29 protein-coding genes are annotated in these 26061 nt (G+C 68.7%); 13 read left to right on the forward strand and 16 right to left on the reverse strand.

The annotated features are described in order from the left end of the window. The first annotated feature begins 8 nt into the window (after positions 1-8). Positions 9-902 (forward strand): SDR family oxidoreductase, encoded by an 894-nt coding sequence (locus W7S_RS02425; protein WP_008263568.1) that lies wholly within the window; start codon positions 9-11, stop codon positions 900-902. A gap of 4 nt (positions 903-906) precedes the next feature. Here W7S_RS02425 and W7S_RS02430 read toward each other — a convergent pair whose 3' ends face one another. Further along, positions 907-1440 carry a hypothetical protein gene (locus tag W7S_RS02430; protein ID WP_008263570.1) on the reverse strand — a complete coding sequence of 178 codons (534 nt, stop codon included), beginning with the start codon at positions 1438-1440 and terminating at the stop codon, positions 907-909. A 52-nt stretch (positions 1441-1492) separates the two neighbouring features. Continuing rightward, positions 1493-2587 (reverse strand): ferredoxin--NADP reductase, encoded by a 1095-nt coding sequence (locus tag W7S_RS02435; RefSeq protein ID WP_008263571.1) that lies wholly within the window; start codon positions 2585-2587, stop codon positions 1493-1495. Positions 2588-2745: 158 nt separating this feature from the next. Between W7S_RS02435 and hsaA the strand changes: the two genes are divergently transcribed. The 5 genes from hsaA to W7S_RS02460 all read left to right on the forward strand — a co-directional run bounded on the left by hsaA (position 2746) and on the right by W7S_RS02460 (position 7270). After that, positions 2746-3930: a 3-hydroxy-9,10-secoandrosta-1,3,5(10)-triene-9,17-dione monooxygenase oxygenase subunit gene (gene hsaA, locus W7S_RS02440; protein ID WP_008263572.1), complete on the forward strand. Its 1185-nt coding sequence runs from the start codon at positions 2746-2748 to the stop codon at positions 3928-3930. Between the two features lie 53 nt (positions 3931-3983). After that, positions 3984-4856: a 4,5:9,10-diseco-3-hydroxy-5,9,17-trioxoandrosta-1(10),2-diene-4-oate hydrolase gene (hsaD, locus tag W7S_RS02445; protein ID WP_008263573.1), complete on the forward strand. Its 873-nt coding sequence runs from the start codon at positions 3984-3986 to the stop codon at positions 4854-4856. Further along, positions 4856-5758, forward strand: a complete 903-nt coding sequence (gene hsaC, locus W7S_RS02450) for an iron-dependent extradiol dioxygenase HsaC (protein ID WP_008263574.1) — start codon at positions 4856-4858, stop codon at positions 5756-5758. Before hsaD ends, hsaC begins: the two co-directional genes overlap by 1 nt. A 2-nt stretch (positions 5759-5760) precedes the next feature. Beyond that, on the forward strand, positions 5761-6324 hold the full coding sequence (gene hsaB / locus W7S_RS02455; protein ID WP_008263575.1) for a 3-hydroxy-9,10-secoandrosta-1,3,5(10)-triene-9,17-dione monooxygenase reductase subunit: 564 nt from the start codon (positions 5761-5763) through the stop codon (positions 6322-6324). Between the two features lie 115 nt (positions 6325-6439). Continuing rightward, on the forward strand, positions 6440-7270 hold the full coding sequence (locus W7S_RS02460; protein WP_008263577.1) for an arylamine N-acetyltransferase: 831 nt from the start codon (positions 6440-6442) through the stop codon (positions 7268-7270). Positions 7271-7281: 11 nt separating this feature from the next. On the opposite strand, the gene W7S_RS02465 is transcribed toward W7S_RS02460, so the two are convergent. The 5 genes from W7S_RS02465 to fadD3 all read right to left on the reverse strand — a co-directional run bounded on the left by W7S_RS02465 (position 7282) and on the right by fadD3 (position 13126). Next, entirely contained in the window at positions 7282-8448 is a 1167-nt protein-coding gene (locus tag W7S_RS02465; protein WP_008263579.1) for a pyridoxal phosphate-dependent aminotransferase, read from the reverse strand. Continuing rightward, positions 8445-9395, reverse strand: a complete 951-nt coding sequence (locus W7S_RS02470; RefSeq protein ID WP_008263602.1) for an acyl-CoA dehydrogenase family protein — start codon at positions 9393-9395, stop codon at positions 8445-8447. Before W7S_RS02470 ends, W7S_RS02465 begins: the two co-directional genes overlap by 4 nt. Before the next feature lie 100 nt (positions 9396-9495). Beyond that, positions 9496-10440, reverse strand: coding sequence for an acyl-CoA dehydrogenase family protein (locus tag W7S_RS02475; protein ID WP_008263610.1), 945 nt, complete (start codon positions 10438-10440; stop codon positions 9496-9498). Further along, entirely contained in the window at positions 10437-11582 is a 1146-nt protein-coding gene (locus tag W7S_RS02480) for an acyl-CoA dehydrogenase family protein (RefSeq protein WP_008263612.1), read from the reverse strand. The genes W7S_RS02475 and W7S_RS02480 overlap by 4 nt, the downstream gene beginning before the upstream one ends. Next, the gene (gene fadD3 / locus W7S_RS02485; RefSeq protein WP_008263614.1) at positions 11582-13126 is read right to left on the reverse strand and encodes a 3-((3aS,4S,7aS)-7a-methyl-1,5-dioxo-octahydro-1H-inden-4-yl)propanoate--CoA ligase FadD3; all 1545 of its coding nucleotides are present in this window, start codon (positions 13124-13126) and stop codon (positions 11582-11584) included. The genes W7S_RS02480 and fadD3 overlap by 1 nt, the downstream gene beginning before the upstream one ends. A gap of 59 nt (positions 13127-13185) precedes the next feature. Between fadD3 and ipdE1 the strand changes: the two genes are divergently transcribed. The 5 genes from ipdE1 (at position 13186) to W7S_RS02510 (ending at position 17949) form a co-directional block, all read left to right on the forward strand. Then, positions 13186-14334 (forward strand): acyl-CoA dehydrogenase IpdE1, encoded by a 1149-nt coding sequence (gene ipdE1 / locus W7S_RS02490; RefSeq protein ID WP_008263616.1) that lies wholly within the window; start codon positions 13186-13188, stop codon positions 14332-14334. Then, positions 14331-15119, forward strand: coding sequence for a (5R,7aS)-5-hydroxy-7a-methyl-1-oxo-2,3,5,6,7,7a-hexahydro-1H-indene-carboxyl-CoA reductase (gene ipdF / locus W7S_RS02495; protein ID WP_008263618.1), 789 nt, complete (start codon positions 14331-14333; stop codon positions 15117-15119). Before ipdE1 ends, ipdF begins: the two co-directional genes overlap by 4 nt. A gap of 47 nt (positions 15120-15166) precedes the next feature. Next, positions 15167-15769 carry a TetR family transcriptional regulator KstR2 gene (gene kstR2 / locus W7S_RS02500; protein ID WP_008263620.1) on the forward strand — a complete coding sequence of 201 codons (603 nt, stop codon included), beginning with the start codon at positions 15167-15169 and terminating at the stop codon, positions 15767-15769. A gap of 1 nt (position 15770) precedes the next feature. Continuing rightward, positions 15771-16931: a steroid 3-ketoacyl-CoA thiolase FadA6 gene (gene fadA6 / locus W7S_RS02505; RefSeq protein WP_008263622.1), complete on the forward strand. Its 1161-nt coding sequence runs from the start codon at positions 15771-15773 to the stop codon at positions 16929-16931. Between the two features lie 109 nt (positions 16932-17040). Further along, complete coding sequence (locus W7S_RS02510; protein ID WP_050989406.1) at positions 17041-17949, forward strand: endonuclease domain-containing protein; 909 nt, start codon at positions 17041-17043, stop codon at positions 17947-17949. A gap of 21 nt (positions 17950-17970) precedes the next feature. Here W7S_RS02510 and W7S_RS02515 read toward each other — a convergent pair whose 3' ends face one another. From W7S_RS02515 to echA20, 6 genes are read right to left on the reverse strand one after another with little or no spacing between them, the layout of a single operon-like run. Beyond that, positions 17971-18711 carry a hypothetical protein gene (locus tag W7S_RS02515; protein ID WP_008263627.1) on the reverse strand — a complete coding sequence of 247 codons (741 nt, stop codon included), beginning with the start codon at positions 18709-18711 and terminating at the stop codon, positions 17971-17973. After that, positions 18708-19355, reverse strand: a complete 648-nt coding sequence (locus tag W7S_RS02520) for a SatD family protein (protein ID WP_008263628.1) — start codon at positions 19353-19355, stop codon at positions 18708-18710. The genes W7S_RS02515 and W7S_RS02520 overlap by 4 nt, the downstream gene beginning before the upstream one ends. 60 nt (positions 19356-19415) lie before the next feature. Beyond that, entirely contained in the window at positions 19416-20489 is a 1074-nt protein-coding gene (gene ipdC / locus W7S_RS02525) for a (3aS,4S,5R,7aS)-5-hydroxy-7a-methyl-1-oxo-octahydro-1H-indene-4-carboxyl-CoA dehydrogenase (RefSeq protein WP_008263630.1), read from the reverse strand. Further along, positions 20489-21232, reverse strand: a complete 744-nt coding sequence (gene ipdB / locus W7S_RS02530) for a cholesterol ring-cleaving hydrolase subunit IpdB (protein ID WP_008263635.1) — start codon at positions 21230-21232, stop codon at positions 20489-20491. Before ipdB ends, ipdC begins: the two co-directional genes overlap by 1 nt. Before the next feature lie 2 nt (positions 21233-21234). After that, the gene (gene ipdA / locus W7S_RS02535; protein ID WP_008263637.1) at positions 21235-22110 is read right to left on the reverse strand and encodes a cholesterol ring-cleaving hydrolase subunit IpdA; all 876 of its coding nucleotides are present in this window, start codon (positions 22108-22110) and stop codon (positions 21235-21237) included. Then, positions 22107-22865: a (7aS)-7a-methyl-1,5-dioxo-2,3,5,6,7,7a-hexahydro-1H-indene-carboxyl-CoA hydrolase gene (gene echA20, locus W7S_RS02540; RefSeq protein WP_008263639.1), complete on the reverse strand. Its 759-nt coding sequence runs from the start codon at positions 22863-22865 to the stop codon at positions 22107-22109. Before echA20 ends, ipdA begins: the two co-directional genes overlap by 4 nt. A 98-nt stretch (positions 22866-22963) precedes the next feature. Between echA20 and W7S_RS02545 the strand changes: the two genes are divergently transcribed. Together W7S_RS02545 and W7S_RS02550 are read left to right on the forward strand one after the other, a co-directional pair. Continuing rightward, positions 22964-23722: an SDR family oxidoreductase gene (locus W7S_RS02545; RefSeq protein ID WP_008263641.1), complete on the forward strand. Its 759-nt coding sequence runs from the start codon at positions 22964-22966 to the stop codon at positions 23720-23722. 14 nt (positions 23723-23736) lie between these two features. After that, positions 23737-24642, forward strand: coding sequence for an SDR family oxidoreductase (locus W7S_RS02550; RefSeq protein WP_008263643.1), 906 nt, complete (start codon positions 23737-23739; stop codon positions 24640-24642). Between the two features lie 25 nt (positions 24643-24667). Here the strand turns inward: W7S_RS02550 and W7S_RS02555 are convergent, their stop codons facing one another. The 3 genes from W7S_RS02555 to W7S_RS02565 are packed head-to-tail and all read right to left on the reverse strand — an operon-like array spanning position 24668 to position 26061. After that, entirely contained in the window at positions 24668-25165 is a 498-nt protein-coding gene (locus tag W7S_RS02555) for a nitroreductase family deazaflavin-dependent oxidoreductase (protein ID WP_008263645.1), read from the reverse strand. A 39-nt stretch (positions 25166-25204) separates the two neighbouring features. Next, entirely contained in the window at positions 25205-25657 is a 453-nt protein-coding gene (locus W7S_RS02560; protein WP_008263646.1) for a nitroreductase family deazaflavin-dependent oxidoreductase, read from the reverse strand. A gap of 17 nt (positions 25658-25674) precedes the next feature. Then, positions 25675-26061 (reverse strand): hypothetical protein, encoded by a 387-nt coding sequence (locus tag W7S_RS02565; protein ID WP_008263647.1) that lies wholly within the window; start codon positions 26059-26061, stop codon positions 25675-25677.

A 26061-nucleotide genomic window follows, 5' to 3' on the forward strand; every position in this document is an offset into this window, starting at 1 on the left:
AGCTGCTCGTGCGCGTATTCGTCACCGGGGCCAGCGGAGGAATCGGCTCGGCCGTCGTCACGGAACTGGTCGCCGCCGGCCATCAGGTTGTGGGCCTGGCCCGCTCGGAGGCCGCGGCGGCGACCATCGGCGGACTCGGGGGCGAGCCGCTGCGCGGCGACGTCACCGACCTCGACGTGTTGCGGGAGGCGGCCGGCGACGCCGACGGCGTTGCCTACCTGGCGTTCTCGCACGACTTCGCCGGTACCGGAGACGTGATCGGAGACGCGATCGGGGACGAGGCCCGCGCGGTCGCCGCGCTCGGCGACGCGCTCGCCGACACCGGCAAGCCGCTGGTGCTCGCCAGCGGCACCCCCGCGGTGGCCGGTCGCGCCAGCACCGAGGACGACCCGTTCAACACCGAGGGGCCGATGGCCGGGCGTGGCCGCACCGGACAAGCCGTCATCGACCTGGCCGAGCGCGGTGTCAGATCGGCCGTGGTGCGGCTGCCGCGGTCGGTCCATGACGCCGGCGGACGCTACGGCTTCGCCGGCATGCTCATTCAGCTCGCGCGCCGGCGCGGGGTGTCGGCCTTCATCGGCGACGGCGCGCAACGCTGGCCCGCGGTGCACCGCGACGACGCGGCGTCGTTGTTCCGGCTGGCCCTCGAGCAGGCCCCGCCCGGCTCGGTACTGCACGCGGTGGGTGACGAAGGCGACCCGATGCGGGCGATCGCCGAGGTGATCGGCCGCCGGCTCGGGGTGCCCGTCGAATCCGCCCCGGTCGAGGCCTTCGGCCCGCTCGGCGCCATCTTCGCCGCCGACCAGCCCTCGTCCAGCGCGCTGACCCGCCAACGATTCGACTGGAAACCCACGGGCCCAAGCCTTCTCGACGACCTCGAGACCGGCGACTACCCGGACTGAGAGATCAGGAGAAGGTGGTCTGCGCGCAGGTGCTGGGCGAGGTGATGTTGACCCCGGAGTAGACGACCTGGATGTGGGTGCAGGCGATGACGTTGTTGTCGGTCTTGGGTTGCCCCGTCTGCCAATCGGTGGAGTCGATGCGCCCGTTGGTCTGATACTTCTCCGGGGGGCCCTCACCCATGTAGATCGTGGTGATCTCGTCGGAACCCATCGACTTGTGCACCCGCTCGTACTGGCCGTCGGCGTGCGCGTCGAGGTAGGCCAGCCGGTTCGAGGAGCGGATCTCGGTGGTCTGACGGGCCCACAGGCCGGGCGGGAAACCGGTCACCCCGTCGGGCGTCAGCATGTCCGCGCCGGCGGTGAAGTCGCAGTGGCCGTCGGATTTGAAGCAGTTGAGGATCACCCGCGTCTCGAGCTGGTTGGGCCCGTCCAGCGGGAACAGCGTGGTGGCCGTGTTGCTCGCCGCCGCGCACACCCCGGCGGGCAGCAACATCGGCAGCGCCGCGACCACCGCGAATCCCGACACCAGCCGCATCATCGACGCCATCCCTTCCCCGTTGCTGACCCCAAGGATGAACCTAACCCCGCGACTACTCGTCGTAGGTCACTTCTACCGAATCAGATTCGGGGTGGGATTGACAGGCCAGGATCAGGCCCTCGTCGAGGTCCTGCTGCTCGAGAACGTCGTTGACCTCCATGTTCACCTTGCCGCTGCGCAGGGTGCAGGCGCACGCGCCGCAGTGACCCTCGCGGCAGGAGAATGGCGCGTCGAGGCCCTTGGCCAGCAGCACGTCGAGCAACTTGGCGTTGCGCGGCCATGACACCGTGTGGGTCTCGCCGTCGAGCTCCACCACCGCGGTGGCCGGCGGCTGGTCACCCTCGGGGGTGTCCTCGATCTTCACCGCGGCGAACGGATCCGATTCCAGCGACTTGAACACCTCGATATGTATTTGTGGCGCAGGCACTTTCAGCGTCTCCAGCGCCTCCTTGGCGGACTCCATGAACGCGCCCGGGCCGCAGATGTAGACGGGCCGGTCGGTGTAGGGGGCCGCCAGCTTGGCCAGCGCGGCCACGCTGGGCAGGCCCTGCAGCGATTCCAGCCAGTGCACGACGGTGAGCCGGTCGGGGTATTTGGCCGACAGCTCGCGCAGCGCCTCGGCGAAGATCACCGAATCCTCGTCGCGGTTGGCGTAGATCAACGTCACCTGTCCGCCGCCGTCGGCCAGCGCCGACTTGCAGATCGACATGATCGGGGTGATCCCGCTGCCCGCGGCCATCAGCAGGAAGTCGTCGCCGAGCGTCTTCGGCACAAAATTGCCCGACGGGGCCAGCACGTGGATGCGCATGCCCGCCCGCGCGTTGTCGCACAGCCAGTTGGAGGCGTACCCGTCGGCGGTCCGTTTGACCGTGACGGCCAGGGCGTCGTCGGTGAACGGCGAGCTGCACAGCGAATAGCAGCGCGCCACCGACCCGGTGCGCTCGCTGGGGACGCGCAACGTCAGGAACTGGCCCGGCGAGTAACGCAGCCGCTCGGGCGGGATGCCGGGGTCCCCTTCGTCGTCGGGCACCGCGAACACCAGTGACCGCGCATCGTCGGTCTCCGCGATGACCTCGGCGATCTGCAGTTCGAGGACGTGGTCACCGAGTGGCTCGTCGGGTACTTGGTCCAGATCCGCCTCGGTCAAGGCCCGTGCCTTCCTGTCGTTGCAACTAGAACATGTTACAGAAAAGTGGATTCGTATCGCTACCAGCCGCAGGAATACCCTGCTCGACACAAATCGGAACGTGTTCTAGTCTCTGGTGTAAGTCCGCTGTGTAAGTCTGGCCCAGGAGGCAAACTTAAGTGACGTCCATTCAACAGCGTGATGCGCAGTCGGTTCTGGCTGGCATCGATGATCTGCTCCCGCAGATCCGGGAGCGCGCTCAGGCGACGGAGGATCTGCGGCGGCTGCCCGACGAGACCGTTCAGGACCTGCAAGACGTGGGCTTCTTCACGCTGTTGCAGCCCGAGCAGTGGGGCGGCCTGCAGTGCGATCCGACGCTGTTCTACGAGGCGGTCCGGCGGCTGGCCAGCGCCTGCGGCTCCACCGGCTGGGTGAGCTCCATCATCGGCGTGCACAACTGGCACCTGGCGTTGTTCGACCAGCAGGCCCAGGAGGAGGTCTGGGGCGAGGACCCCAAGACCCGGGTTTCCTCTTCGTACGCCCCGATGGGCGCGGGCGTGGTGACCGACGGCGGCTACCTGGTCAACGGCGCATGGAACTGGTCCTCGGGCTGTGACCACGCGACGTGGGCGTTCCTGGGTGGCCCGGTGATCAAGGACGGCCGCCCGGTCGACTTCGGCAGCTTCCTGATCCCGCGCAGCGAGTACCGCATCGACGACGTGTGGCACGTCGTCGGCCTGCGCGGCACCGGCAGCAACACCGTCGTCGTCAAGGACGTCTTCGTGCCGCGGCACCGGTTTTTGTCCTACAAGGCGATGAACGACGGCACCGCCGGGGGGTATGAGACCAACACCGCGCCCGTCTACAAGATGCCTTGGGGCACAATGCATCCCACCACCATCTCGGCGCCGATCGTGGGCATGGCCTACGGCGCCTACGCCGCGCACGTCGAGCACCAGGGCAAGCGGGTGCGCGCGGCGTTCGCCGGCGAGAAGGCCAAGGACGACCCCTTCGCCAAGGTCCGCATCGCCGAGGCGGCCAGCGACATCGACGCGGCGTGGCGCCAGCTGAGCGGCAACGTCGCCGACGAGTACGCGCTGCTGTCGGCCGGCAAGGAGATCCCGTTCGAGCTGCGCGCCCGCGCCCGTCGCGACCAGGTGCGCGCCACCGGCCGGGCCATCGCCTCCATCGACCGGTTGTTCGAGGCGTCCGGCGCCACCGCCCTGGCCAACGACCAACCGGTGCAACGGTTCTGGCGCGACGCCCACGCCGGCCGGGTGCACGCGGCGAACGACCCCGAGCGGGCCTACCAGATCTTCGGGAACAACGAGTTCGGGCTGCCACCCGGCGACACCATGGTCTAGCCATGCGCGCCGACGACGATGCAGAGCGAAGCGATGAGGAGGAGCGGCGCTAAGTGACCGCAACCGAGGAGATCACCTTCGAGTCCACCTCGCGCTTCATCGAGGTCGACGTCGACGGGCCGCTCAAGCTGCACTACCACGAGGCGGGGGTCGGCAACGACCAGACGATCGTGCTGCTGCACGGCGGCGGTCCCGGGGCGGCGAGCTGGACGAACTGGTCGCGCAACATCCCGGTGTTGGCCGAGCGGTTCCACGTGCTCGCCGTCGACCAGCCCGGTTACGGGCATTCGGACAAGCGCGCCGAGCACGGGCAGTTCAACCACTACGCGGCGAGGGCGCTCAAGGGCCTCTTCGACCACCTGGGCCTGGGACGCGTTCCGCTGGTGGGCAATTCGCTGGGCGGCGGCACCGCGGTCCGGTTCGCCCTGGACTACCCCGACCTGGCCGGGCGCCTGGTCCTGATGGGGCCGGGCGGGTTGAGTATCAACCTGTTCGCCCCCGACCCCACCGAGGGCGTCAAGCGGCTGGGCAGGTTCTCGGCCGAGCCCACCCGGGAGAACCTCGAGGCGTTCCTGCGGGTGATGGTCTACGACCAGAAACTGATCACCGACGAATTGATCGGCGAGCGGTTCGCGTTGGCCAGCACGCCGGAATCGTTGACGGCGACGCGGGCGATGGGAATGTCGTTCGCGGGCGCCGATTTCGAGCTCGGCATGATGTGGCGCGAGGTGCACCGCCTGCGCCAGCCCGTGCTGCTGATCTGGGGGCGTGAGGACCGGGTCAACCCGCTGGACGGGTCGCTGGTCGCGCTCAAGACCATCAAGCGTGCGCAGCTGCACGTTTTCGGGCAGTGTGGGCACTGGGCGCAGGTGGAGAAGTTCGACGAGTTCAACAAGCTCACCATCGATTTCCTGGGAGGTGCGTGATGAGCATCCGTTCGCTGGGCTATCTGCGCATCGAGGCCACCGACATGGCGGCCTGGCGTGAGTACGGGTGCAAGGTCCTCGGCATGGTCGAGGGCAGCGGCAACACCGAGGGCGCCCTGTATCTGCGGATGGACGACTTCCCCGCGCGGCTGGTGATCGTGCCCGGCGAGCGCGACCACCTCATGGAGGCCGGCTGGGAGTGCGCGAACGCCGAAGGCCTGCAAGAGATCCGGGACCGCCTCGACGTCGAGGGCGTCCCCTACAAGGAAGCCACCGCCGCGCAACTGGCGGACCGCCGGGTCGTCGAGATGATCCGGTTCTCCGACCCGTCGGGCAATTGCCTGGAGGTCTTCCACGGCGTCGCCCTGGAACACCGCCGGGTGGTCAGCCCCTACGGGCACAAGTTCGTCACCGGTGAGCAGGGCCTGGGGCACGTGGTGTTGTCCACCCGCGACGACGACGAGGCGCTGCACTTCTACCGCGACGTGCTCGGGTTCAAGCTGCGCGACTCGATGCGGATGCCGCCGCAGGTGGTGGGCCGCCCCGCCGACGGGGCGCCCGCCTGGTTGCGATTCTTCGGCTGCAACCCGCGCCATCACAGCCTGGCCTTCCTGCCGCTGCCCACACCGAGCGGCATCGTGCACCTGATGATGGAGGTCGAGGACGTCGACGACGTGGGGCTGTGCCTGGACCGGGCGCTGCGCCGCAAGGTGCCCATGTCGGCCACCATGGGCCGTCACGTCAACGACCTCATGCTGTCGTTCTACATGAAGACACCCGGCGGATTCGACATCGAATTCGGTTGCGAGGGAAGGCAAGTCGAAGACGACGACTGGGTCGCCCGGGAAAGCACCGCGGTCAGCCTGTGGGGCCACGACTTCACGGTCGGCATGCGCGGCTGACCATGTCGGCGCCCATCGATCCGCGGACCTTCCGGCAGGTGCTGGGGCAGTTCTGCACCGGCATCACCATCATCACCACCGTGCACGACGACGTCCCCGTCGGCTTCGCCTGCCAGTCGTTTGCGGCGCTGTCGCTGGACCCGCCGCTGGTGCTGTTCTGCCCGACCAAGGTGTCGCGGTCCTGGAAGGCCATCGAGGCCTCCGGCCGGTTCTGCGTCAACATGCTGACCGAGAACCAGAAGCACGTCTCGGCCCGGTTCGGCTCCAAGGAACCCGACAAGTTCGCCGGCATCGACTGGCACCTTTCCGATCTCGGTTCACCGATCATCGACGGGTCGCTGGCCTACATCGACTGCACCGTGGCCTCCGCGCACGACGGCGGCGACCACTTCGTGGTGTTCGGTGCGGTGCAATCGCTTTCGGAGGCCCCCAAGATCAAGCCGCGGCCGCTGCTGTTCTATCGCGGGGAGTACACCGGCATCGAGCCGGACAAGACGACGCCGGCGCAGTGGCGCGACGACCTGGAAGCCTTCCTCACCACCACCACCCAGGACACCTGGCTGTAGGGGTTCTCACGGGCGTAACGCCACGGCGACTTCGCGGTGCGTTTTTCCGCCGTGGCGTTACGCCCGCGGGACACCCGGGCGCCGTAACGCCCCGCCTGGGGCCCAGAATGGTTTCATGACGCTGGATCTGGGCGCGTACTTCGATCGCATCGACTACCGCGGTGCCGCCGAGCCGAATCTCGAGGTGCTGCAGGATCTGATGACCGCGCACACCGGGTCGATCCCGTTCGAGAACCTCGATCCGCTGATGGGGGTGCCGGTCGACGACCTGAGCCCCGAAGCCCTCACCGACAAGCTGGTGTACCGGCGCCGGGGCGGCTACTGCTACGAGCAGAACGGCCTGATGGGTTACGTGCTGGCCGAGATCGGGTTCCGGGTGCGCCGCCTGGCCGGGCGGGTGGTCTGGATGCAGCCGCCCGACGCGCCGCTGGGAGCCCAGACGCACACGGCGCTGGCTGTGACGTTCCCGGGCTCGCAGGGCTCCTATCTGGTCGACGTCGGTTTCGGTGGCCAGACGCTGACGTCCCCCATCCGCTTCGAGACCGGAAACGCCCAGCAGACAACGCACGAGCCGTACCGGCTCAACGACCGCGGCGACGGCCTGGTGCTGCAAGCCCTGGTCCGCGACGAGTGGAAACCGCTGTACGTGTTGGGCACCCAGACCGTGCCGCAGATCGATCTGCGGGTGGGCAGCTGGTACGTCTCGACGCACCCCGAGTCGCACTTCGTGACCGGGCTGATGGCCGCCCTGACGACCGCCGACGCCCGCTACAACCTGGCCGGCCGCTACCTGAGCGTCCACCGCGCCGACGGCAGCGAGAAGATCCGCCTGGACGACGCGGCGGCGGTCGTCGACGTGCTCGGTGAGCGATTCGGCATCGATGTGGCCGGCATCGGCGAGCGCGGTGCGCTCGAGGCGCGCATCGGGCAGGTGCTGGACGCGTAGGCGCGGCGCGGCTAGCGGGCCGAAAGCCACGGGCCGAGCCGTCGCACCGCTTCCTCGATGTCGGCGGTGGGCCCGGCGAACGACAGCCGGACGAACGAATTGCCGCGGGTGGTATCGAAGTCGATGCCGGGCGCGATGGCGATGCCGGTCTCTTCCAACAGTTTCGAGCAGAACTCCATCGAGTTGTCGGTGAAGTCCGAGACGTCGGCGTACACGTAGAAGGCGCCGTCGGTGGGGGCCAGGCGCTCGACACCGATGCCGCGCAGCCCGTCGAGCAGCAGCGAGCGGTTGGTCGCGTAGTGGTGCAGGTGGCCGTCGGCTTCGGCGGTGGCCTCCGGGGTGAAGGCCGCCACCGCGGCCAGCTGCGAGAGCACGGGCGGGCAGATGGTGAAGTTGCCGGTGAGGCGATCCACCGCGCGGCGTAACTCGGCCGGCACCAGCAGCCAGCCCAGCCGCCAGCCCGTCATCGCGTAGTACTTCGAAAAGCTGTTGACCACCACGGCATTTCGCGATGTCTGCCACGCGCAGCTGGTCTGCGGCGCGCCCTCGTAGACCAGCCCGTGGTACACCTCGTCGCTGATCAGCCGCGCCCCGGAGGCGTCGCACCAGGCGGCGATCGCGGCCAGCTCCTCCGGCGCGATGACCGTTCCGGTGGGGTTGGCGGGGCTCGCCACGATGACGCCCTGCACCGGGGGGTCGAGCTCGGCGAGCATCCGCGCGGTGGGCTGGAAGCGAGTCTGCGGCCCGCAGGGGATCTCCACGACCTCACATCCCAAGGCCGACAAGATGTTTCGGTAGCACGGATAGCCGGGGCTGGCCAGGGCCACCCGGTCGCCGGCGTCGAAGCAGGCCAGGAAGGTCAGCAGGAAGCCGCCCGAGGAGCCCGTGGTGATCACCACGGCGTCGGGTTCGACGTCGAGGCCGTGCTGGCGCCGGTAATCCGCGGCGATCGCGGCACGCAGCTCGGGGGTGCCCAGCGACACCGAGTAGCCCAGCTGGTTGGAATGCACGGCCGCCGCGGCGGCCGCGCGCACCGGCTCGGGCGCCCCGACGCTGGGTTGGCCCGCCGACAGGTTGACCAGATCGCCGTGGCTGCGCTGGCGTTCGGCGGCCGCCAACCAGACATCCATCACGTAGAACGGTGGGATGCCCGCGCGCAGCGAGACACGATCGGTCACGGCGTGTTGAGTACCTCGGATTCCAGCCGGTTAAGCAGCTCCTGCGGCGTGTCCAGCAGGTGCGCGCTGCCGTGGGCGCGTTTGAAGTACAGGTGCATGTCGTGTTCCCACGTGATCGCGATGCCGCCGTGCAACTGGATGCCCTCGGCGGCCACCGTGTTCAGCGCCTCGGTGGCGGCCAGCCGTGCCGCGGCGGCGTTGGTGGGTGAGGGGTCCTCACACGCGTCGGACACGACGGCCTTCGCCGCGGCGACCGTGACATACAGGTCGGCCATCCGATGCTTGAGCGCCTGAAAGCTGCCGATCGGCCGGCCGAATTGCACTCGGTCCTTGGCGTATTCGACGGTCAGCTCCATACAGCGCTGCGCGGCGCCGATCTGCTCGGCGGCCAGCAGGACGGCAGCCTTGTCCGCCAGGCCGGGGTCCGCGCCGATCGCCTCGGCCTCCTGCGGTTGCACCCGGGCCAGGCGCCGGGTCGGGTCCATGGTGGTGACGGCCTGCGCGCTGAAGCGGGTCCACCTGCTCAGCCGGCCGTCCTCGACGGCAACCACGACGTCGGCGATGTCGCCGTTGACCACGTAGTCGGGATCGAGCACCAGCGCGCCGATCGCGGTGCCCTCGGCCAGGCCCTCCAGCGTCGCGGCGTCCGGCTCGGGGGCGCTCAGCAGCGCCAGCTCGGCCAGCGTGGTGCCCAGCAGCGGGGAGGGCACCAGGGCGCGGCCCAGCTCCTGCAAAACCGCTGCGGCGTCGGCCAATTCACCGCCGGCGCCGCCCAGTTCCTCCGGTATCACCAGGGCCGCGGCGCCGACCTGCTCGCACAGCAGCCGCCAGAGCGATTCGTCGTAGCCTCGGTCGGACTCCATGGCGGCGCGCACCGCCGCCGGGCCGGCGTGCTTGGCGACCAGCGCGGCCACCGTCTCGCGGAGCAGCTCGCGTTCTTCAGTCATTGGCGCCGCTCCTTCTCATCGCTAGGCTCTGCATCGTCGCGGCGCGAGTCATGGGTGCCGCTCCTTCTCATCGCTAGGCTCTGCATCGTCGCGGCGCGAGTCACAGCGCCTCCAGCACTCGTCGCCGATGTTCTTCCGGTGTGCCCCAGGAGGATCGCAGCGCCTGCACCCGCAGCAGCAACAGCGACAGGTCGTGTTCCTGGGTGAACCCGATCGCGCCGTGGGTCTGCAGCGCCGACCGCGCGGCCAGCAGGCCCGCGTCGGAGGCCGCCGCCTTGGCCGCGCTCACGTCGCGGGGGTCCAGCGTCAGCGCCGCGCCGTGCACCAGCGGCCGGGCCAGTTCGATGGCGATGTGCACGTCGGCGAGCTTGTGCTTGATCGCCTGATACGAGCCGATCACCCGGCCGAACTGGGTGCGTTGCTTGGCGTAGTCGACGGCGGCGTCGCGCAGCGCCTCGGCGGCGCCGACCAGTTGCGCGGCGGTACCCAGCGCGGCGAACTCGTAGGCGCGCTTGACGTCTGCTTCCCAAGCGGCGCCGGTCGGGGTCACGTCATACAGGTGGCGGCTGGGGTCGACGGACTCGTGCTCTTCCCCCGCGGTGGCTTCGGTGACCCCCTCGTCACCGGCCAGCAGCACCAGGTTCGCCACGTCGGCGTCGACGGCCCGCAGCACCCGCGGCGGCAGTGCGACCGTGGCGATCAGCTCGCCGGCCGCGAGCCCGGCGCACCGCTCGGCGTGATCGTCGGAGTCCAGCAATACCGGTGCCACCGCGATGGATTCGACCACCGGGCCCGGCACGCACCAGCGCCCGAGGCGTTCGAGGGCGACGACCAGGTCGATCGGGTCCGCCCCGATGCCGTCGAATTTCTCCGGCACGGCCAGGGCGGTGACACCCAGATTGGCCAGGTGTTCCCACACCTTGCGGCCCGGCGCGGTGTCGCCCGCCGCCCACGCCCGCACGGCGCTGGGCAGGTCCGCCGAGCCGAGCGCGGCGTCGATGCTGGCCGCGAAGTCTCGCTGCTGTTCGTCTAGCGCAAATCTCACTTCTTGCCCCCGGACTTCTCGCGCGGCAGGCCCAGCAACCGCTCGGAGATGATGTTGCGCTGAATTTCGTTGGTGCCGGCATAGATCGGGCCGCCCAGCGCGAACAGCAGACCTTCGGTCCACGGGCCGGCGAGTTCCCCGTCCGCGGCCAGGATGTCGAGCGCGGTCTGGTGCAGTTCGACGTCGAGGTCGGACCAGAACACCTTGGTCACCGACGATTCGGCGCCCAGCTCACCACCGAGGGCCAGCCTGGTCACCGTGCCGAAGGTCTGCAGCCGGTAGGCCTGCGCCTTGATCCAGCCGTCGGCGACCCGGTCGGCGAACGCGGCCGGTGCGCCGGCCTCCTTCCAAAGCTGCACCAACCGTTCCGCCGTCGCCAGGAAGCGGGCCGGGCTGCGCAGCGACATGCCGCGTTCGTTGCTCGACGTGCTCATCGCCGCCCGCCAGCCCTCGTGCGGGGTGCCGATCACGTCCTCGTCGGGTACGAAGACGTCGTCGAGGAAGATCTCGCCGAATCCGGTGTCGCCGCCCAGTTGGACGATCGGCCGCACCGTCACGCCCTTGGCCTTCAGGTCGAACATGAAGTAGGTCAGCCCGTTGTGGCGCTCGGCGCCGGGGTCGGAGCGGAACAGCCCGAATCCCCGCTCGGCGAACGGCGCACGCGAGCTCCAGATCTTCTGCCCGTTGAGCAGCCAGCCGCCGTCGGTCGCCGTCGCCGTGGAGCGCAGCGACGCCAGGTCGCTGCCCGACTCGGGTTCGGACCACGCCTGCGCCCAGATCTCTTCGCCGCTGGCCATTTTGGGCAGGATCCGGTCGCGCTGCTCCTCGGTGCCGTGCGCGAACAGCGTCGGGGCCAGCATCGAGGTGCCGTTGGCACTGGCCCGGCCGGGCGCCCCGGCACGGAAGTACTCCTCTTCGAACACCACCCAGTGCAGCAGCGGCGCGTCGCGGCCGCCGTAGCGCTTCGGCCAGGTGATCACCGAAAGCCCGGCATCGAACAGCACCCGGTCCCAATGCCGGTGCTGCTCAAAGCCTTCGGCGTTGTCGTATGACTTCGTCGGGATCGACTCGGCATTGGCCGACAAGAATTCCCGGACCTCGGCCTGGAAAGCCAAGGTGTCGTCGTCTAGATCCAGATCCATCAGTCCAGCTCTCGCAGTTGTGGTTTGAGCACCTTGCCGCCGGCGTTGCGCGGCAGCGCGTCGACGAACCGCACCGATCTCGGTGTCTTGAAGTTCGCCAAATGCTCACGGGTGTATGCGATCACAGATTGTTCGTCGAGTTGTGCCCCCGGGCGGGTGACCAGAAACGCCCGGCCGACTTCGCCGAGGCGCTCGTCGGGGACCCCGATCACGGCGACGTCGGCCACACCGTCGAGCCGGGCCAGCACCTGCTCGATCTCGGCGGGGTACACGTTGAATCCCCCACAGATGTACATGTCCTTGAGCCGGTCGGTGATGCGCAGGTTGCCGGCCGCGTCCAGCACACCGATGTCACCGGTGTGCAGCCAACCGTCGGCGTCGATGGCGGCGGCGGTGGCCGCCGGGTCGTCGAGGTAGCCCAGCATCACATTGGGCCCACGCAGCAACACCTCGCCCGATTCGCCGGATTGTGGCGCGTCGATGCGCAATTCGAAGTCGGCGAACGGGCGCCCGCAGGTGGTGGCGACGGTGACCGCGTCGTCGTCGGCGCGGCACATGGTGCCCATGCCGTTGGCCTCGGTGAGGCCGTAAGCCGTCAGCACGATGTCGATGTCGAGTTCGGACTGCATGCGCTCGACCAACACGACCGGCACGGTGGCCGCCCCCGTCACCGCGAAGCGCAGCGAGCTCAGGTCGTAATCGCCACGAGCCGGATGATCGAGCAGGGTCTGGTAAATCGTTGGCGGACCGGGCAATACGGTGATGCGGTGTTGCTCGATCGCCTTCAGCGCGCGCAGCGGATCGAAGGTGAGGTGGGGGATCAGCGTCGCGCCGGTCTGCAGGCACGCCAGGATGCCGGCCTTGTAGCCGAAGTTGTGAAAGAACGGGTTGATGCACAGGTAGCGGTCGTCGGCGGTGATCTTGCCGTTGGCCGCCCACGACGCCGAGGCCGACAGCGACTGCCGGTGCGCGCACAGCACGCCCTTGCTGCGGCCGGTGGTGCCCGACGTGAACAGGATGTCACTGACGTCGTCGGGCGTGACCGCCGCGGCCCGGGCGGCCACCGCGTCGAGATCGGTGCCGCCGGCGATGAATTCGTCCCAGGTGCCAGCCCCCGTTTCCCGGGCATCGATCGGTATCCGCACGATGTGCCGCAGCGCGGGCAGCGCCGCCCGATCCAGGTCGGCGACGCGGTCGTTGCCCAGGAACTCGCCCATGCCGAACAGCACCGGCGCCTCGACGCGGGCCAGGATGTCGCCGGCCTCCGCGGCGGTGTAGCGGGTGTTCAGCGGGACCATCGCGGCGCCGGCGTGGTGGATCGCCAGGCAGGCCACCACCCAATGCCAGGTGTTGGGGGACCAGATCGCCACCCGGTCGCCGGGCTGCACGCCCAGCGCGATCAGCGCCGCCGCCGCCCGGTGCACCTCGTCGCGCAACGCCGCGGCGGTGAACGACCGGTCCTCGGTGACCAACGCGTCGTGATCGGGGAGTTGGCGCGCGAAACGATCCAGCGCCGCGGGCACGGTGCGGGGATCGGTGGTCATCGGCGCTTCTCCTACGGCGGCCTAACAAAGCAAGTGCTTGGTAGGTTAGCCTACAAGGCATGCAGGACGTCGAGGAGTTCCGGGCCGAGGTCCGCTCTTGGCTCGCCGACAATCTGGTCGGTGAATTCGCAGCTCTCAAGGGTCTCGGGGGCCCCGGCCGCGAGCACGAGGCCTTCGAGGAACGCCGGGCCTGGAACCAGCATCTCGCCAAGGCCGGACTGACCTGCCTGGGCTGGCCGGTCGAACACGGCGGCCGCGGCCTGTCCACCGCGCACCGGGTGGCGTTCTACGAGGAGTACGCCCGCGCGGACGCCCCGGACAAGGTCAACCACTTCGGCGAGGAGCTGCTGGGGCCGACGCTGATCGCGTTCGGGACACCCGAGCAGCAGCAGCGTTTCCTGCCCAAGATCCTCGATGTCACCGAGCTGTGGTGCCAGGGCTATTCGGAGCCCGGCGCCGGCAGCGACTTGGCCAACGTGGCGACCACCGCCGAACTCGACGGCGACCACTGGGTGATCAACGGCCAGAAGGTCTGGACGTCGCTGGCGCACTGGGCGCAGTGGTGCTTCGTGGTCGCGCGCACCGAGAAGGGCTCCAAGCGGCACGCGGGGTTGTCGTATCTGCTGGTGCCGCTGGACCAGCCGGGCGTGGAAGTGCGGCCGATCATCCAGCTGACCGGCGACTCGGAATTCAACGAGGTGTTCTTTGACGACGCCCGCACCGAGGCCAACCTGGTGGTCGGCGAGCCCGGTGACGGCTGGCGGGTCGCAATGGGCACGCTGACGTTCGAGCGCGGCGTCTCGACGCTCGGGCAACAAATCCGTTACGCCCGTGAGCTTTCCAACCTCGCCGAGCTCGCCCAGCGGACCGGCGCGGCCGACGACCCGTTCATCCGCGAGCGGCTGACCCGGGCGTGGACGGGCCTGCGGGCCATGCGTTCGTACGCGCTGGCCACCATGGACGTCGAGCAGCCGGGCCAGGACAACGTGTCGAAGCTGTTGTGGGCCAACTGGCATCGCGATCTGGGCGAGCTGGCGATGGACGTCGTCGGCAAGCCGGGCCTGACCCTGGCCGACGGCGAGTTCGACGAGTGGCAGCGGCTGTTCCTGTTCAGCCGCGCCGACACCATCTACGGCGGGTCCAACGAGATCCAGCGCAACATCATCGCCGAGCGGGTGCTCGGCCTACCCCGAGAGGTTAAGGGATGAGTCTGTCCGAAGCTCCCAAAGAGATTGCCGGACATGGACTTCTGCAGGGCAAGGTGGTGGTCGTGACGGCCGCCGCCGGCACCGGGATCGGCGCGGCGACCGCGCGGCGGGCGTTGGCCGAGGGTGCCGACGTGGTGATCTCCGACCACCACGAACGGCGCCTGGGCGAGACGGCCGAGCAGCTCGCCGCGCTGGGGCAGGGCAACGTCGAGCACGTGGTCTGCGACGTGACCTCGACCGCTCAAGTCGACGCCCTCATCGCGTCGACCACCGCCCGGATGGGCCGGATCGACGTGCTGGTCAACAACGCCGGTCTCGGCGGACAGACGCCGGTCGTCGACATGACCGACGAGGAATGGGACCGCGTCCTCAACGTCACGCTGACGTCGGTGCTGCGTGCCACGCGCGCGGCGCTGCGCTACTTCCGCGAGGCACCACACGGCGGCGTCATCGTCAACAACGCCAGCGTCCTGGGCTGGCGGGCACAGCACTCGCAATCGCACTACGCGGCCGCCAAGGCCGGCGTGATGGCCCTGACCCGGTGCAGCGCAATCGAAGCCGCCGAGTATGGGGTACGGATCAACGCGGTGTCGCCGAGCATCGCGCGGCACAAGTTCCTGGAGAAGACGTCGTCGGCCGATCTGCTCGACCGGCTCTCGGCCGGCGAGGCCTTCGGCCGCGCCGCCGAGCCGTGGGAGGTCGCGGCCACCATCGCCTTCCTCGCCAGCGACTACTCCAGCTACCTGACCGGCGAGGTCATCTCGGTATCCAGTCAGCACCCGTGAGAGCCGGCCCGCTGGCCAAGCAAGCGCTTGGTTGATACTCTGGTCGGGTGGACCGAGTGACCGGTCAGGCCAACAGCCGGCGAGACGAGTTGCTGGAGCTTGCCGCGACCATGTTCGCCGAGCGCGGGCTGCGCGCCACCACGGTGCGCGACATCGCCGACAGCGCCGGCATCCTGTCCGGCAGCCTGTACCACCACTTCTCGTCCAAAGAGGAGATGGTCGACGAGCTCTTGCGCAGCTTCCTGGACTGGTTGTTCGCCCGGTACCGCGAGATCGTGGACGGCGAGGCCAACCCGCTGGAGCGGCTCAAGGGGCTGTTCATGGCGTCGTTCGAGGCGATCGAGCACCGGCACGCGCAGGTCGTCATCTACCAGGACGAAGCCCAGCGGCTGTTGTCACAGCCCCGGTTCTCCTACATCGAGGACATGAACCGGCAACAGCGCAAGATGTGGCTCGAGCTGCTCCATCAGGGCGTCGACGAGGGCTACTTCCGTCCCGATCTCGACGTCGACCTTGTCTACCGCTTCATCCGTGACACCACGTGGGTGTCGGTGCGCTGGTATCAGCCCGGCGGTCCGCTCACCGCGCAGCAGGTGGGTCAGCAATACCTCGCCATCGTTCTTGGCGGGATCACCAAAGAAGGAGTCTGAAATGCCAGAGGCCTACGTCATCGACGCCGTGCGTACCGCGGTCGGCAAGCGCGGCGGATCGCTGGCCGGAGTGCATCCGGTCGACCTGGGTGCGCTGGGATGGCGCGGACTGCTCGACCGGGTCGACGTCGACCCCGCCGCCGTCGACGACGTGATCGCCGGCTGCGTCGATGCCATCGGCGCGCAGGCCGGCAACATCGCGCGCCTCTCCTGGCTGGCCGCGGGCTACCCCGAAGAGGTGCCCGGCGTCACCGTCGACCGCCAGTGCGGCTCCAGTCAGCAGGCCATTTCCTTTGGCGCACAGGCGATTCTGTCCGGCACCGCCGACCTCATCGTCGCCGGGGGGGTGCAGAACATGAGCCAGATCCCGATCTCGTCGGCCATGACCGTCGGCGAGCAGTTCGGCTTCACCTCCCCGACCAACGAGTCCAAGCAGTGGCTGCATCGCTACGGCGACCAGGAGATCTCGCAGTTTCGCGGCTCGGAGCTGATCGCCGAGAAGTGGAACCTGTCGCGCGAAGAGATGGAGCGATACGCGCTGACCAGTCACGAGCGCGCGTTCGCGGCGATCCGGGGCGGCCACTTCGACAACGAAATCATCACCGTGGAAACCGAATCCGGGCCGTTCCGGGTCGACGAGGGCCCGCGCGAATCGTCGCTGGAGAAGATGGCCGGCCTCAAGCCTCTGGTCGAGGGCGGCCGGCTGACGGCGGCCATGGCCAGCCAGATCTCCGACGGGGCCAGCGCGGTGCTGCTGGCGTCCGAGCGGGCCGTCAAGGAGCACAACCTGACACCGCGGGCCCGCATCCACCACATCAGCGCACGCGCGGCCGACCCGGTCTTCATGCTGACCGGGCCGATTCCGGCGACCCGCTACGCGCTGGACAAGACCGGGCTGTCGATCGACGACATCGACACGGTCGAGATCAACGAGGCGTTCGCCCCGGTGGTCTTGGCCTGGCTCAAGGAAGTCAAGGCCGACCCGGAGAAGGTCAACCCCAACGGCGGGGCGATCGCGCTCGGGCACCCGCTGGGCGCCACCGGCGCCAAGCTGTTCACCACCATGCTCAACGAGCTCGAGCGCACCGGCGGCCGTTACGGCCTGCAGACGATGTGCGAGGGCGGGGGCACCGCCAACGTCACCATCATCGAGCGGCTCTGACCTTCTTCCTCTGCCCGCCGAGTGTGAATCCTGCGACGCCACAAAGGCGTGTCGCGTCGTAGGATTCACATTCGCGGAGTTGTCGGTGCGGGTGGGCACCATCGGCGGCATGACGGAGCTCTTCCTGGGCAGTGAGGCCCTGGCGGCAAAGGTGTTGCCGGAACGGGCGATGCGCTCCCTCTACGAGCCCGTCCACCCGGGTGTCTACCGCCCCGCCGGCATCGCGCTGACGGCGCGAGAACGCGCGCAGGCGGCATGGCTTTGGTCACGACGCAAGGGCGTCATCGCGGGGAACTCGGCGGCCGCGCTGCTCGGGGCGAAGTGGGTAAGCCCGACGCTCGATGCCGAGTTGATACACGGCAACCGGCACCCACCCGCCGGCATCGTCGTGCACAGCGAGACACTGCTGCCCGGCGAGGTCGTCGAAGTCGACGGCATGCCGGTGACCAGTGTGGCGCGTACGGCTTTCGATGTGGGCCGGTGGGCGTCGTCGCGGTTGTTTGCGGTGCAGCGGCTCGACGCGCTGGCCAACGTCACCGGCGTCAAAGTCAAGGACATCGAAGCCGTGATGGCCGAGCATCGCGGCACGCGCGGTCTGGTTCGACTCAAAGCCGTGCTGCCCCTCATGGACAGCGGGGCGGAGTCTCCACAGGAGACCCGCACCCGGCTGGTGCTGATCGACGCGGGTTTGCCTGTGCCACAGACACAGATCCGAGTCTGCGACGACTACGGCGACTTCGTGGCGCGCATCGACATGGGGTATCGCGAGCTGCGGGTCGGCATCGAGTACGACGGACCGCAGCACTGGACGGATGCCGGGCAGCGTGATCGTGACATCGACCGGTACACCGCATTGGCCGACTTGGGCTGGGCGATCATCCGGGTCAGCAGCGATCTCCTCCGTTACCGCCAGGGCACCTTCGTTGCTCGTGTCGTCGCGGCCATGCGCGCTGCGGGGTGGCGCCCCGTACCGCCGAGTGTGAAGTTTCCGACGGACCGCCGGCGTGTCGCGTCGTGAAATTCACACTCGGCCAAGCTCTTAGCGGGTCGCCAGAACGAGGCCGATGCCACCCAGGGCGAGCAGCCAACTGGTGAAGCTGCCGACGAGGAAGTACTCGGTGACCTCGTCGATGCCGACGTCGCCGTTACCGCCCTTCTGCGCGTTCAACTCCGGGAAGCGGATGATCCCCTTGGCGGCGACGACGGCGCTCGCCGCGGCGACCTGCCCGCCGACACCGAGGCTCAGGATCAGCAGGCGTTCCATCGGTCCCAGCAGTCTGCCGCCCTTGAGCCGGTCCGACGGCTGCGGCTGACCTTCCGGGCGCATCGCGCCCACCGAGGCAAGAACCAAGCGCACCAACTGATTTGCGGTGGCGAACTGGGCCAGGACGACGCCGACGATCATCAGCAGCCGGGTGGGCGTGACGTGGGTGAGCGGCAGGTGCACCCAGGACGACCATCGAGCGATCGCGCCGTTGGTCGGCGACGACCACCCGGACAGCAGCATCAGTAGTGCGAGCGCGGCGCCGAACACCGCCAGGGCCGCGCCTTGCCGGCTACCGCTGTGTTCGCTTCGCGCGCACAGCCATTCCCAGGCCACTACCGCCGCGGCGGCCAGCACCAGCAAGGGGATGTCGCCGGCATGCCAGAGGGCTCCCGCTGCGGCGCACGCCACCACCACGACCGGCCCGATCACGAGCGACGGCCATACCGTGCGGAGCGCTCGCCGACCGAGATCGGCGACTGCGAGCGCCGTGAGGAATACCGCGACGGCGCTCACGGCAGACTCCGAAGATAGTGGCTGGCAAGGACAATAAGATCCAAACCATCGCGGCTCGCGCGCTGAGACACCGCGGATGGACTGATGCCCTCGTCCGCGGCGAGCTCCTTTTTGGTTCGGCCCGTCATCAAGCCCCTCACGATCCGCAACGATCTTTCATCGAGCGATCCAAGCAGATGGTCCCGACAAATCAGCGCCGCGTTGACCGCCGCGGCGTCGGTGCGTGTGTCACCGTCCGCCCGGAACGTCGTGCGTACCAACGCGAAGCCGGGTTGCCGCTGGGCCTCTGCGGTCTGCTGGATGGCCGCCCGTGCGCTCCACCAACCGGGCCCGTCCTGAATTCCCGCGTCGGCATCGAGGATGGTGACCGCGCCCCATCCGATGCCGAAACGGACGTCGGTGTCCGGGGCGAGCAGCAGGCGGACGGTCAATGCCGCCTCGATGGCGGCCCCGACGGTGGGGTAGCTGCCCTGGAACTCGTCGCCGACGGTGAAGGCGGGCGGGTCGATCGCGCCGTCGCCCACTTCCCGCAGAGCCGCGGACAGGGCGCGGTGCAACCCGGAGCGATCGGCGGCGCGCCGGGAACCGACGACATCACCGATCAGCGTCGCGCGAGATGAAGGCTGTGGCTTCATCCGACCCATTTGAAGAGTATAGCTTAATTACATCCAAATTCAGCAAATAGCTTCACAAGCGGCGCGTGGCTACTCGTGCACCAGGGCGGATGCCGCCCGCAGGTGCTCGATGGCGTCCCGCACGATCGAATCGATCAGCTCGGCGCACGACGGCAGATCCTCGAGGATGCCGGCCACCTGCCCGGAGGCCAGCACCCCGGCCTCCGTATTGCCGTCCACCAGACCGGCTTTCAACAGCATCGGGGTGTTGGCCGCCATGACGACCTGCGACCAGGTCAGCTCCTTGCCGTGCCGCATCGCCAGGCCGTCGCTGATCATCGACCGCCACGTCATCCGTGACATGTGCTTGAACTTGGCGGCGTTGCGCACCGCGGCGGTCAGACCCCGCACCGGCGAACCGTTTTCCAGCTTCTCGACCAGGCCGGTGCGCAGGACCCGGTGCGGCATGCCGTCGACGCGGGTGGTGACGACGGTGCCGTCCAGCGCCGCCTCCAGATAGCGCCGCTTGACCGCATCGGGCACGGTCGAATCCGAGGTCAGCAGGAAACGCGTGCCCATCGCGACGCCGGCGGCGCCGTAGCTCAGGGCGGCCGCCAACCCGCGCCCGTCGAAGAATCCGCCCGCGGCGATGACGGGAATGCCGGTGCCCCGCACGGCGTCCAGCACCGAGGGCAGCAGCAGCGTGGTGGCGACCGGACCGGTGTGCCCGCCACCCTCGCCGCCCTGCACGATCATCGCGTCCGCACCCCACCCGGCGACCTTGCGGGCGTGCTTGGCCGCACCGATCGACGGAATCACCACCGCGCCGGCCTCTTTGAGCCGGGCGATGAGCTCCTGCTTGGGCGCCAGGGCAAAGGACGCCACCTTGACGCCTTCGCGGATCATCAGATCGACCCGGTCGCCGGCATCGGCCGCGTCGGCGCGGATGTTCACGCCGAACGGCTTGTCCGTGGCGGCCTTGACCTTGGCGATGGCCGTCGCCAATTCGTCCAGCGTCATGGTGGCCGACGCCAAAATGCCCAGCCCGCCCGCGTTCGCGGTGGCCGACACCAGGCGCGCCCCGGCCACCCAGCCCATCCCGGTTTGCACCACCGGGTGCTCGACACCGACCAGCTCGGTCAGCGGCGTGCGCAACCTGGTCATCAGCGTATCTCTCGGTCGCGCAACGACTTCGGATCGATCGTTTCGCGGATGAGGCGCAGTTCGTCCTCGGTGGGCAGCCGGGTCTCCTCGGCGTCCTCGAGCCCATGGATCTCGAACGAGGTGGCCTCGCGCACCTCGTCCGGCGAGACCCCGGGGTGCAGGCTCAGCGCCCGCATGGTCCGGTCGGGGCCGCCGAAGTCGAAGACGCCGAGGTTCGACACGACCCGGTAGGTGTTGGCGAACCGAAACGCCGGATTGTCGGCATCGACGTTGTCCCAGCCGATCCCGCAGACCACGTCCACCTTCTCGCTGAACACCCGCTTGGAGTGGTTGCCCACCCAATAGCTGGTGGCGTGGTTGATGGCGTTGCCCGGGGCGCCGCGCACGCCGAACATCTGACGCTTGGGTTGCTGCAACGGGCCGAACGCCGAGATGTTCTGATTGCCGAACCGGTCAACCTGATTGGCGCCCATCACCACGTGGCGACGCCCCCAGGCCAGCGTCTCGAACACCCGTCCGAACGGCATCCAGCCCTCGACGGCACCGGTCGCGCCGAGCGCCGGGGTGTCGGCCAGCAGTTGGGCCTCGCCGTCGGTCAGCAAGATGTCGGGGGAGAAGGTCAAGCGGGCCAGCCGCGCCCCGACGGAGGCCATGTTGGTCATCGGGCTGACCATGATCTCGCCTGCGTCCCTGAACAATTCGGCACACGCGACTGCGCACACTTCGGCGCGGGTGCTGCTCACTTTCAGGCCTCCTCTGCGAATGCGCGAACCGCCGCCTGGTAGTCGTCTTCGGTGCCCGACAGGTAGGTCTGGGTGAACTTCTGCCAGCCCTCGTCGGTCGACGCCGCCTCGGCGTAGTGCCGCTGGAACTTCTCGTCGCGCCCGTAATCCGGTGCCGCGGTGGTGAAGTGGGCACCGCCCGGCGCCTCCACGACGCTGTCGACCATCATCCGATTGACCAGCACCGCCTGCGGCGGCACCGCCTTGATCAGTTCGTCGGTGGATACGATGCGCTCGACCGACAGGTGGCGCCTGTCGGCGGCCATCAGGAACAGATCGTCGAAGTAGGGGTCGATCCCGGTGTAGGCGGCGTTGCCCCGGCTGTCGCCGAGGTTGAGGTGGACGAATGCGGCGTCCAGGCGCAGCGCGGGCATGGCGATCAGCGTTTCGCGTCCGCCGTCCGTGGGGTACGGCGAAGTGACGGTCTGCAGTTCACCCTCCCAGAAGTCGGGCACCGAACTGCCCAGCCCGGCCCGTATCGGCAGGAAGGGCAGGCGTTGCGCGGCGGCCTGTAACCCGCAGCGCAGCATGCCCTCGTCCATTTCGCGGGCCTCGATCGCCCCGGCCGCCCGGGCCTTGGCGAACCACGGGTCGTAGAACGGCGGGGAGTCCAGCGAGACGAACCCGTAGTAGACGCGCTTCACCTTGCCGGCCGAGCACAGCAGCCCCAGGTCGGGCCCGCCGTAGGTGACCACGGTCAGGTCGGTGACATCGGTGCGCAGCAGGGCGCGCACGAATGCCATTGGCTTGCGCCGAGATCCCCATCCGCCGATGCCGATGGTCATGCCGCTGCGCACCTGCGCGACGGCCTCGTCGAGGGTGGTTCTCTTGTCGCTCACGCGTCCTTGCCCTTCGTCGTGCCGGCGAACGCGTCGCGGTGCTCGTCGGCCACCCCGGCGAGATTGAGCTCGAACGTAAAGCCTTGCTCCATGCGGTAACTCGAGTTGACGCGTTGCACGTCGATGAGGTTCAGCGCCTCCTTGGCCGCCCGGATGACCCGGGTGTCCTTGGCGGCGATGTCGCGCGCGACCCGTAGCGCGGCCTCGTCCAGCTGATCGCGCGGCACCACCTCGTGCACCGAACCGAAGTGGTGCAGGGTGGCGGCGTCGACCGTGGCGGCGGTGAAGAACAGCCGTCGCATCAGGTGCTGTGGCACCAGCCGGGACAGGTGGGTGGCCGCGCCGAGCGCGCCGCGTTCCACCTCGGGCAGCCCGAAGGTGGCGTCCTCGGAGGCGACGATGACGTCGGAGTTGCCGACCAGGCCGATGCCGCCGCCGACGCAGAATCCGTTCACGGCCGCGACGACCGGCACCGCGCATTCGTAGACCGCGCGGAACGCGGCGAAGCAGCCGCGGTTGGCGTCGATCAGCGCGGTGAATCCCTCGGTGCGCTGCATCTCCTTGATGTCGACCCCGGCGTTGAACCCGCGGCCCTCGGCCCGCAGGATCACGACGTGGGTTTGCGGGTCCTGGCCGGCCGCGGTGACGGCGTCGGCCAGTTCGAACCAGCCGCGCGACGGGATGGCGTTGACGGGCGGGTAGTCGACGGTAACTGCGACGATGCCCGGTTCGGTGGTGGTGGATGTGATGGTCAAGGTGCCACTTCCTCGTGGGGTAACTACCTAAGCAAGCACTTGCTTGGTACGCTAGCACAGTGACTCGCGCCGAAGCATGCCCCCCATTTGCAGAAGCCATGAACTTGGGGCTGGCCGGGCGGGTGGTTCTCGTCACCGGCGGCGTTCGCGGGGTGGGCGCGGGCATCAGCGCGGTTTTCGCCGCGCAGGGCGCCACCGTCGTCACCTGCGCGCGACGGCCGGTCGAGGGATCGCCGTATGAGTTCCACTCCTGCGACGTCCGCGATGACGACGCGGTCAGGGAATTGATCGACACCGTCGCGGACCGGCACGGCGGCCTCGATGTCGTCGTCAACAACGCCGGGGGATCGCCCTACGTGCTGACCGCGGAGTCCAGCGCCAAGTTCAACCGCAAGATCATCGAGCTCAATCTCATTGGCGCGCTGTCTGTTTCGCAGCACGCGAACGACAAGATGCAAGCCCAGCCGCGCGGCGGGTCGATCATCAACATCTGCAGCCTGTCCGGGCGTCGGCCCTCCCCGGGTACCGGCGCGTACGGGGCGGCCAAGGCGGGGCTGGAGAGCCTCACCCAGACCTTGGCCGTGGAATGGGGGCCCAAGGTCCGAGTCAACGCCTGTGTGGTCGGCATGGTCGAGACCGAACAATCGGAACTGTTCTACGGCGACGCGGACTCGATCGCCGCGATCTCGAAGAATGTGCCGTTGGGCCGGCTGGCCAAACCCGAGGACGTCGGTTGGGCCGCAGCGTTTTTGGCCTCGGACGCGGCCTCCTACATCAGCGGGGCCTCGTTGGAGGTGCACGGCGGCGGCGAGCCGCCGCACTATCTGTCCACCACGACCGCCAGCGCGGTCAAGTAGAGGAGACAAGGACTATGGGAGTGGTTGACGGCCGCGTCGTCATCGTCACCGGGGCGGGCGGCGGCATCGGCCGCGCGCACGCGCTGGCCTTCGCCGCCGAGGGTGCGCGGGTGGTGGTCAACGACATCGGGGTGGGCCTGGACGGGTCACCGGCGGGCGGCGGCAGCGCCGCCCAGGGCGTGGTCGACGAGATCATCGCCGCCGGGGGGGAAGCCGTCGCCAATGGTTCCAACGTCGCCGACTGGGACCAGGCTGCCGAACTGATTCGGACCGCCGTCGAAACCTTCGGTGGCCTGGACGTTTTGGTGAACAACGCCGGCATCGTGCGCGACAGGATGATGGCCAACACCAGCGAGGAGGAGTTCGACGCCGTCGTCGCCGTGCACCTCAAGGGCCACTTCGCCACGATGCGGCACGCCGCGTCGTACTGGCGTGGGTTGTCCAAAGAGGGCAAAACCGTGGACGCCCGGATCATCAACACGAGCTCGGGCGCCGGCCTGCAGGGCAGCGTCGGGCAGGGCAACTACAGCGCCGCCAAGGCGGGCATCGCGGCGATGACGCTCGTCGGCGCGGCCGAGATGGGCCGCTACGGCGTCACCGTCAACGCCATCGCTCCCTCGGCGCGCACCCGCATGACCGAGACCGTCTTCGCCGAGATGATGTCCACCCAGGACCAGGATTTCGACGCGATGGCCCCGGAAAACATTTCCCCCCTGGTGGTTTGGCTGGGCAGCGCCGAATCGCGCGACGTGACCGGCAAGGTGTTCGAGGTCGAGGGCGGCAAGATTCGCGTCGCCGAGGGCTGGGCGCACGGGCCGGAGATCGACAAGGGGGCGCGGTGGGATCCCGCGGAGCTGGGACGCGTCGTCGCCGACCTGCTCGCCAAGGCGCGCCCGCCGGTCCCGGTCTACGGCGCCTGACGCGGCGCCCGCGCCGAACGCGCACTCACGGCGATGATTTCGCCGAATCTTCGCCGTCGGTGCACGCTCGCCGAGGGGGTTCGCACACCACGAGCGGGATGACCCGGTCAGCGGCTTCGCGGTACTTGCGGTAGGGCGGGTACATCCGCATCAGCGGCGGCCAATAGCGTTCGCGCTCGGCGTCGGTCGCGTCGCGCGCGATCAATTCCAGGCGCTGGGCCCGGATCTGCACCCGCACCTCGGGATTCTCCCGAAGGTTCAGATACCACACCGGGTCTTCGTCGCGGCCGCCGAACGACGCGGGCAAAATCACCCGTTCACCGTCGCGCAGGTAGAGCGTCGCGGTGGTCCGCGGCCGGTTGGACTTGCGTCCGGTCGTGGTCAGCAGCGCCGCCGGGAATCGCAGCAGTTTCGCGCCGAGCCTGCCGTTGGTTCGGCGGTACACCCAGATGTGGGCGCGCGCGAAGTACTTGAGCAGCAGCGCAATCGGGCGCGAGTTGCGGATCCAGCGACGCTCGGACATCTTGCCCAGGATGGTTCCCCATCCGGGCGATTTGAAACTCTAGGGGTCGCAGATGACGACCGGGATCACCCGATCGGTCCAGGACCGGTAATCGTCGAACGAGGGATACATGGCGTCCAACTTCGGCCAGTACTCGGCCCGTTCCGCCTCGGTGGCGTCGCGGGCCTGCAGGTGAAGCACCTCGTCCTTGATCTGCACGGACACTTTGGGATTGGCCTTGAGGTTGAGGTACCACAGCGGGTGCTTGTCGCTGCCGCCCTTCGATGCGACCAGTACCACCCGATCGCCCTCGCGTAGGTAAAGCAGCGGGCTCACCCGCGGTTCGCCGGTCTTGCGTCCCGTCGTGGTGAGCAGCGCGACGGGGGCCTTCTGGAAGGTGCCGCCGAATTTTCCATTGCTGCGTCGGTATATCCATGCGTTGCCCTTGGCCATCCACTTGATGATGAAGGCGACCCAGGGTGAGTTCAGTGCGCGTGGCTTCGGTTTCGGCATGATGTTCCTCGACGTCCCTAACGCTGGATGAAGGGGTGGAAGCGAACCTTGATGTGGTGGATTTCGGCTTTCCCGCTTGCGCTTTCGGCCGGAATGACGAAGGTCTCGGTGACGTGCGCCGCGAGCCGACGCCCGCCCAACGCCGCCTTGGTCAGCACCAGGTACGCGGCGTGCACGTCGTCGCCGTCGATGCGGTACTCCGGCGTCGTCGTGTGCGCCAGCAGCCGATACTGCGGCCCACGATTCAGGCTGCGCCGCAGGTGATTTCCGGAGAACCCGTTCTTGATGCCCTGCTCGATGCGGGTGCAGCCGGCCGCGAACGGGACCGTGTCGCCGTCGTGGCTGACCAACGCGTCGATATAGGACTGCGCCGCGGCGATGCGGCTCTCTTCGGAGACGAGCAA

This window comes from Mycobacterium sp. MOTT36Y (assembly GCF_000262165.1).
GTDB classification, from domain to species: Bacteria; Actinomycetota; Actinomycetes; order Mycobacteriales; family Mycobacteriaceae; genus Mycobacterium; species Mycobacterium intracellulare.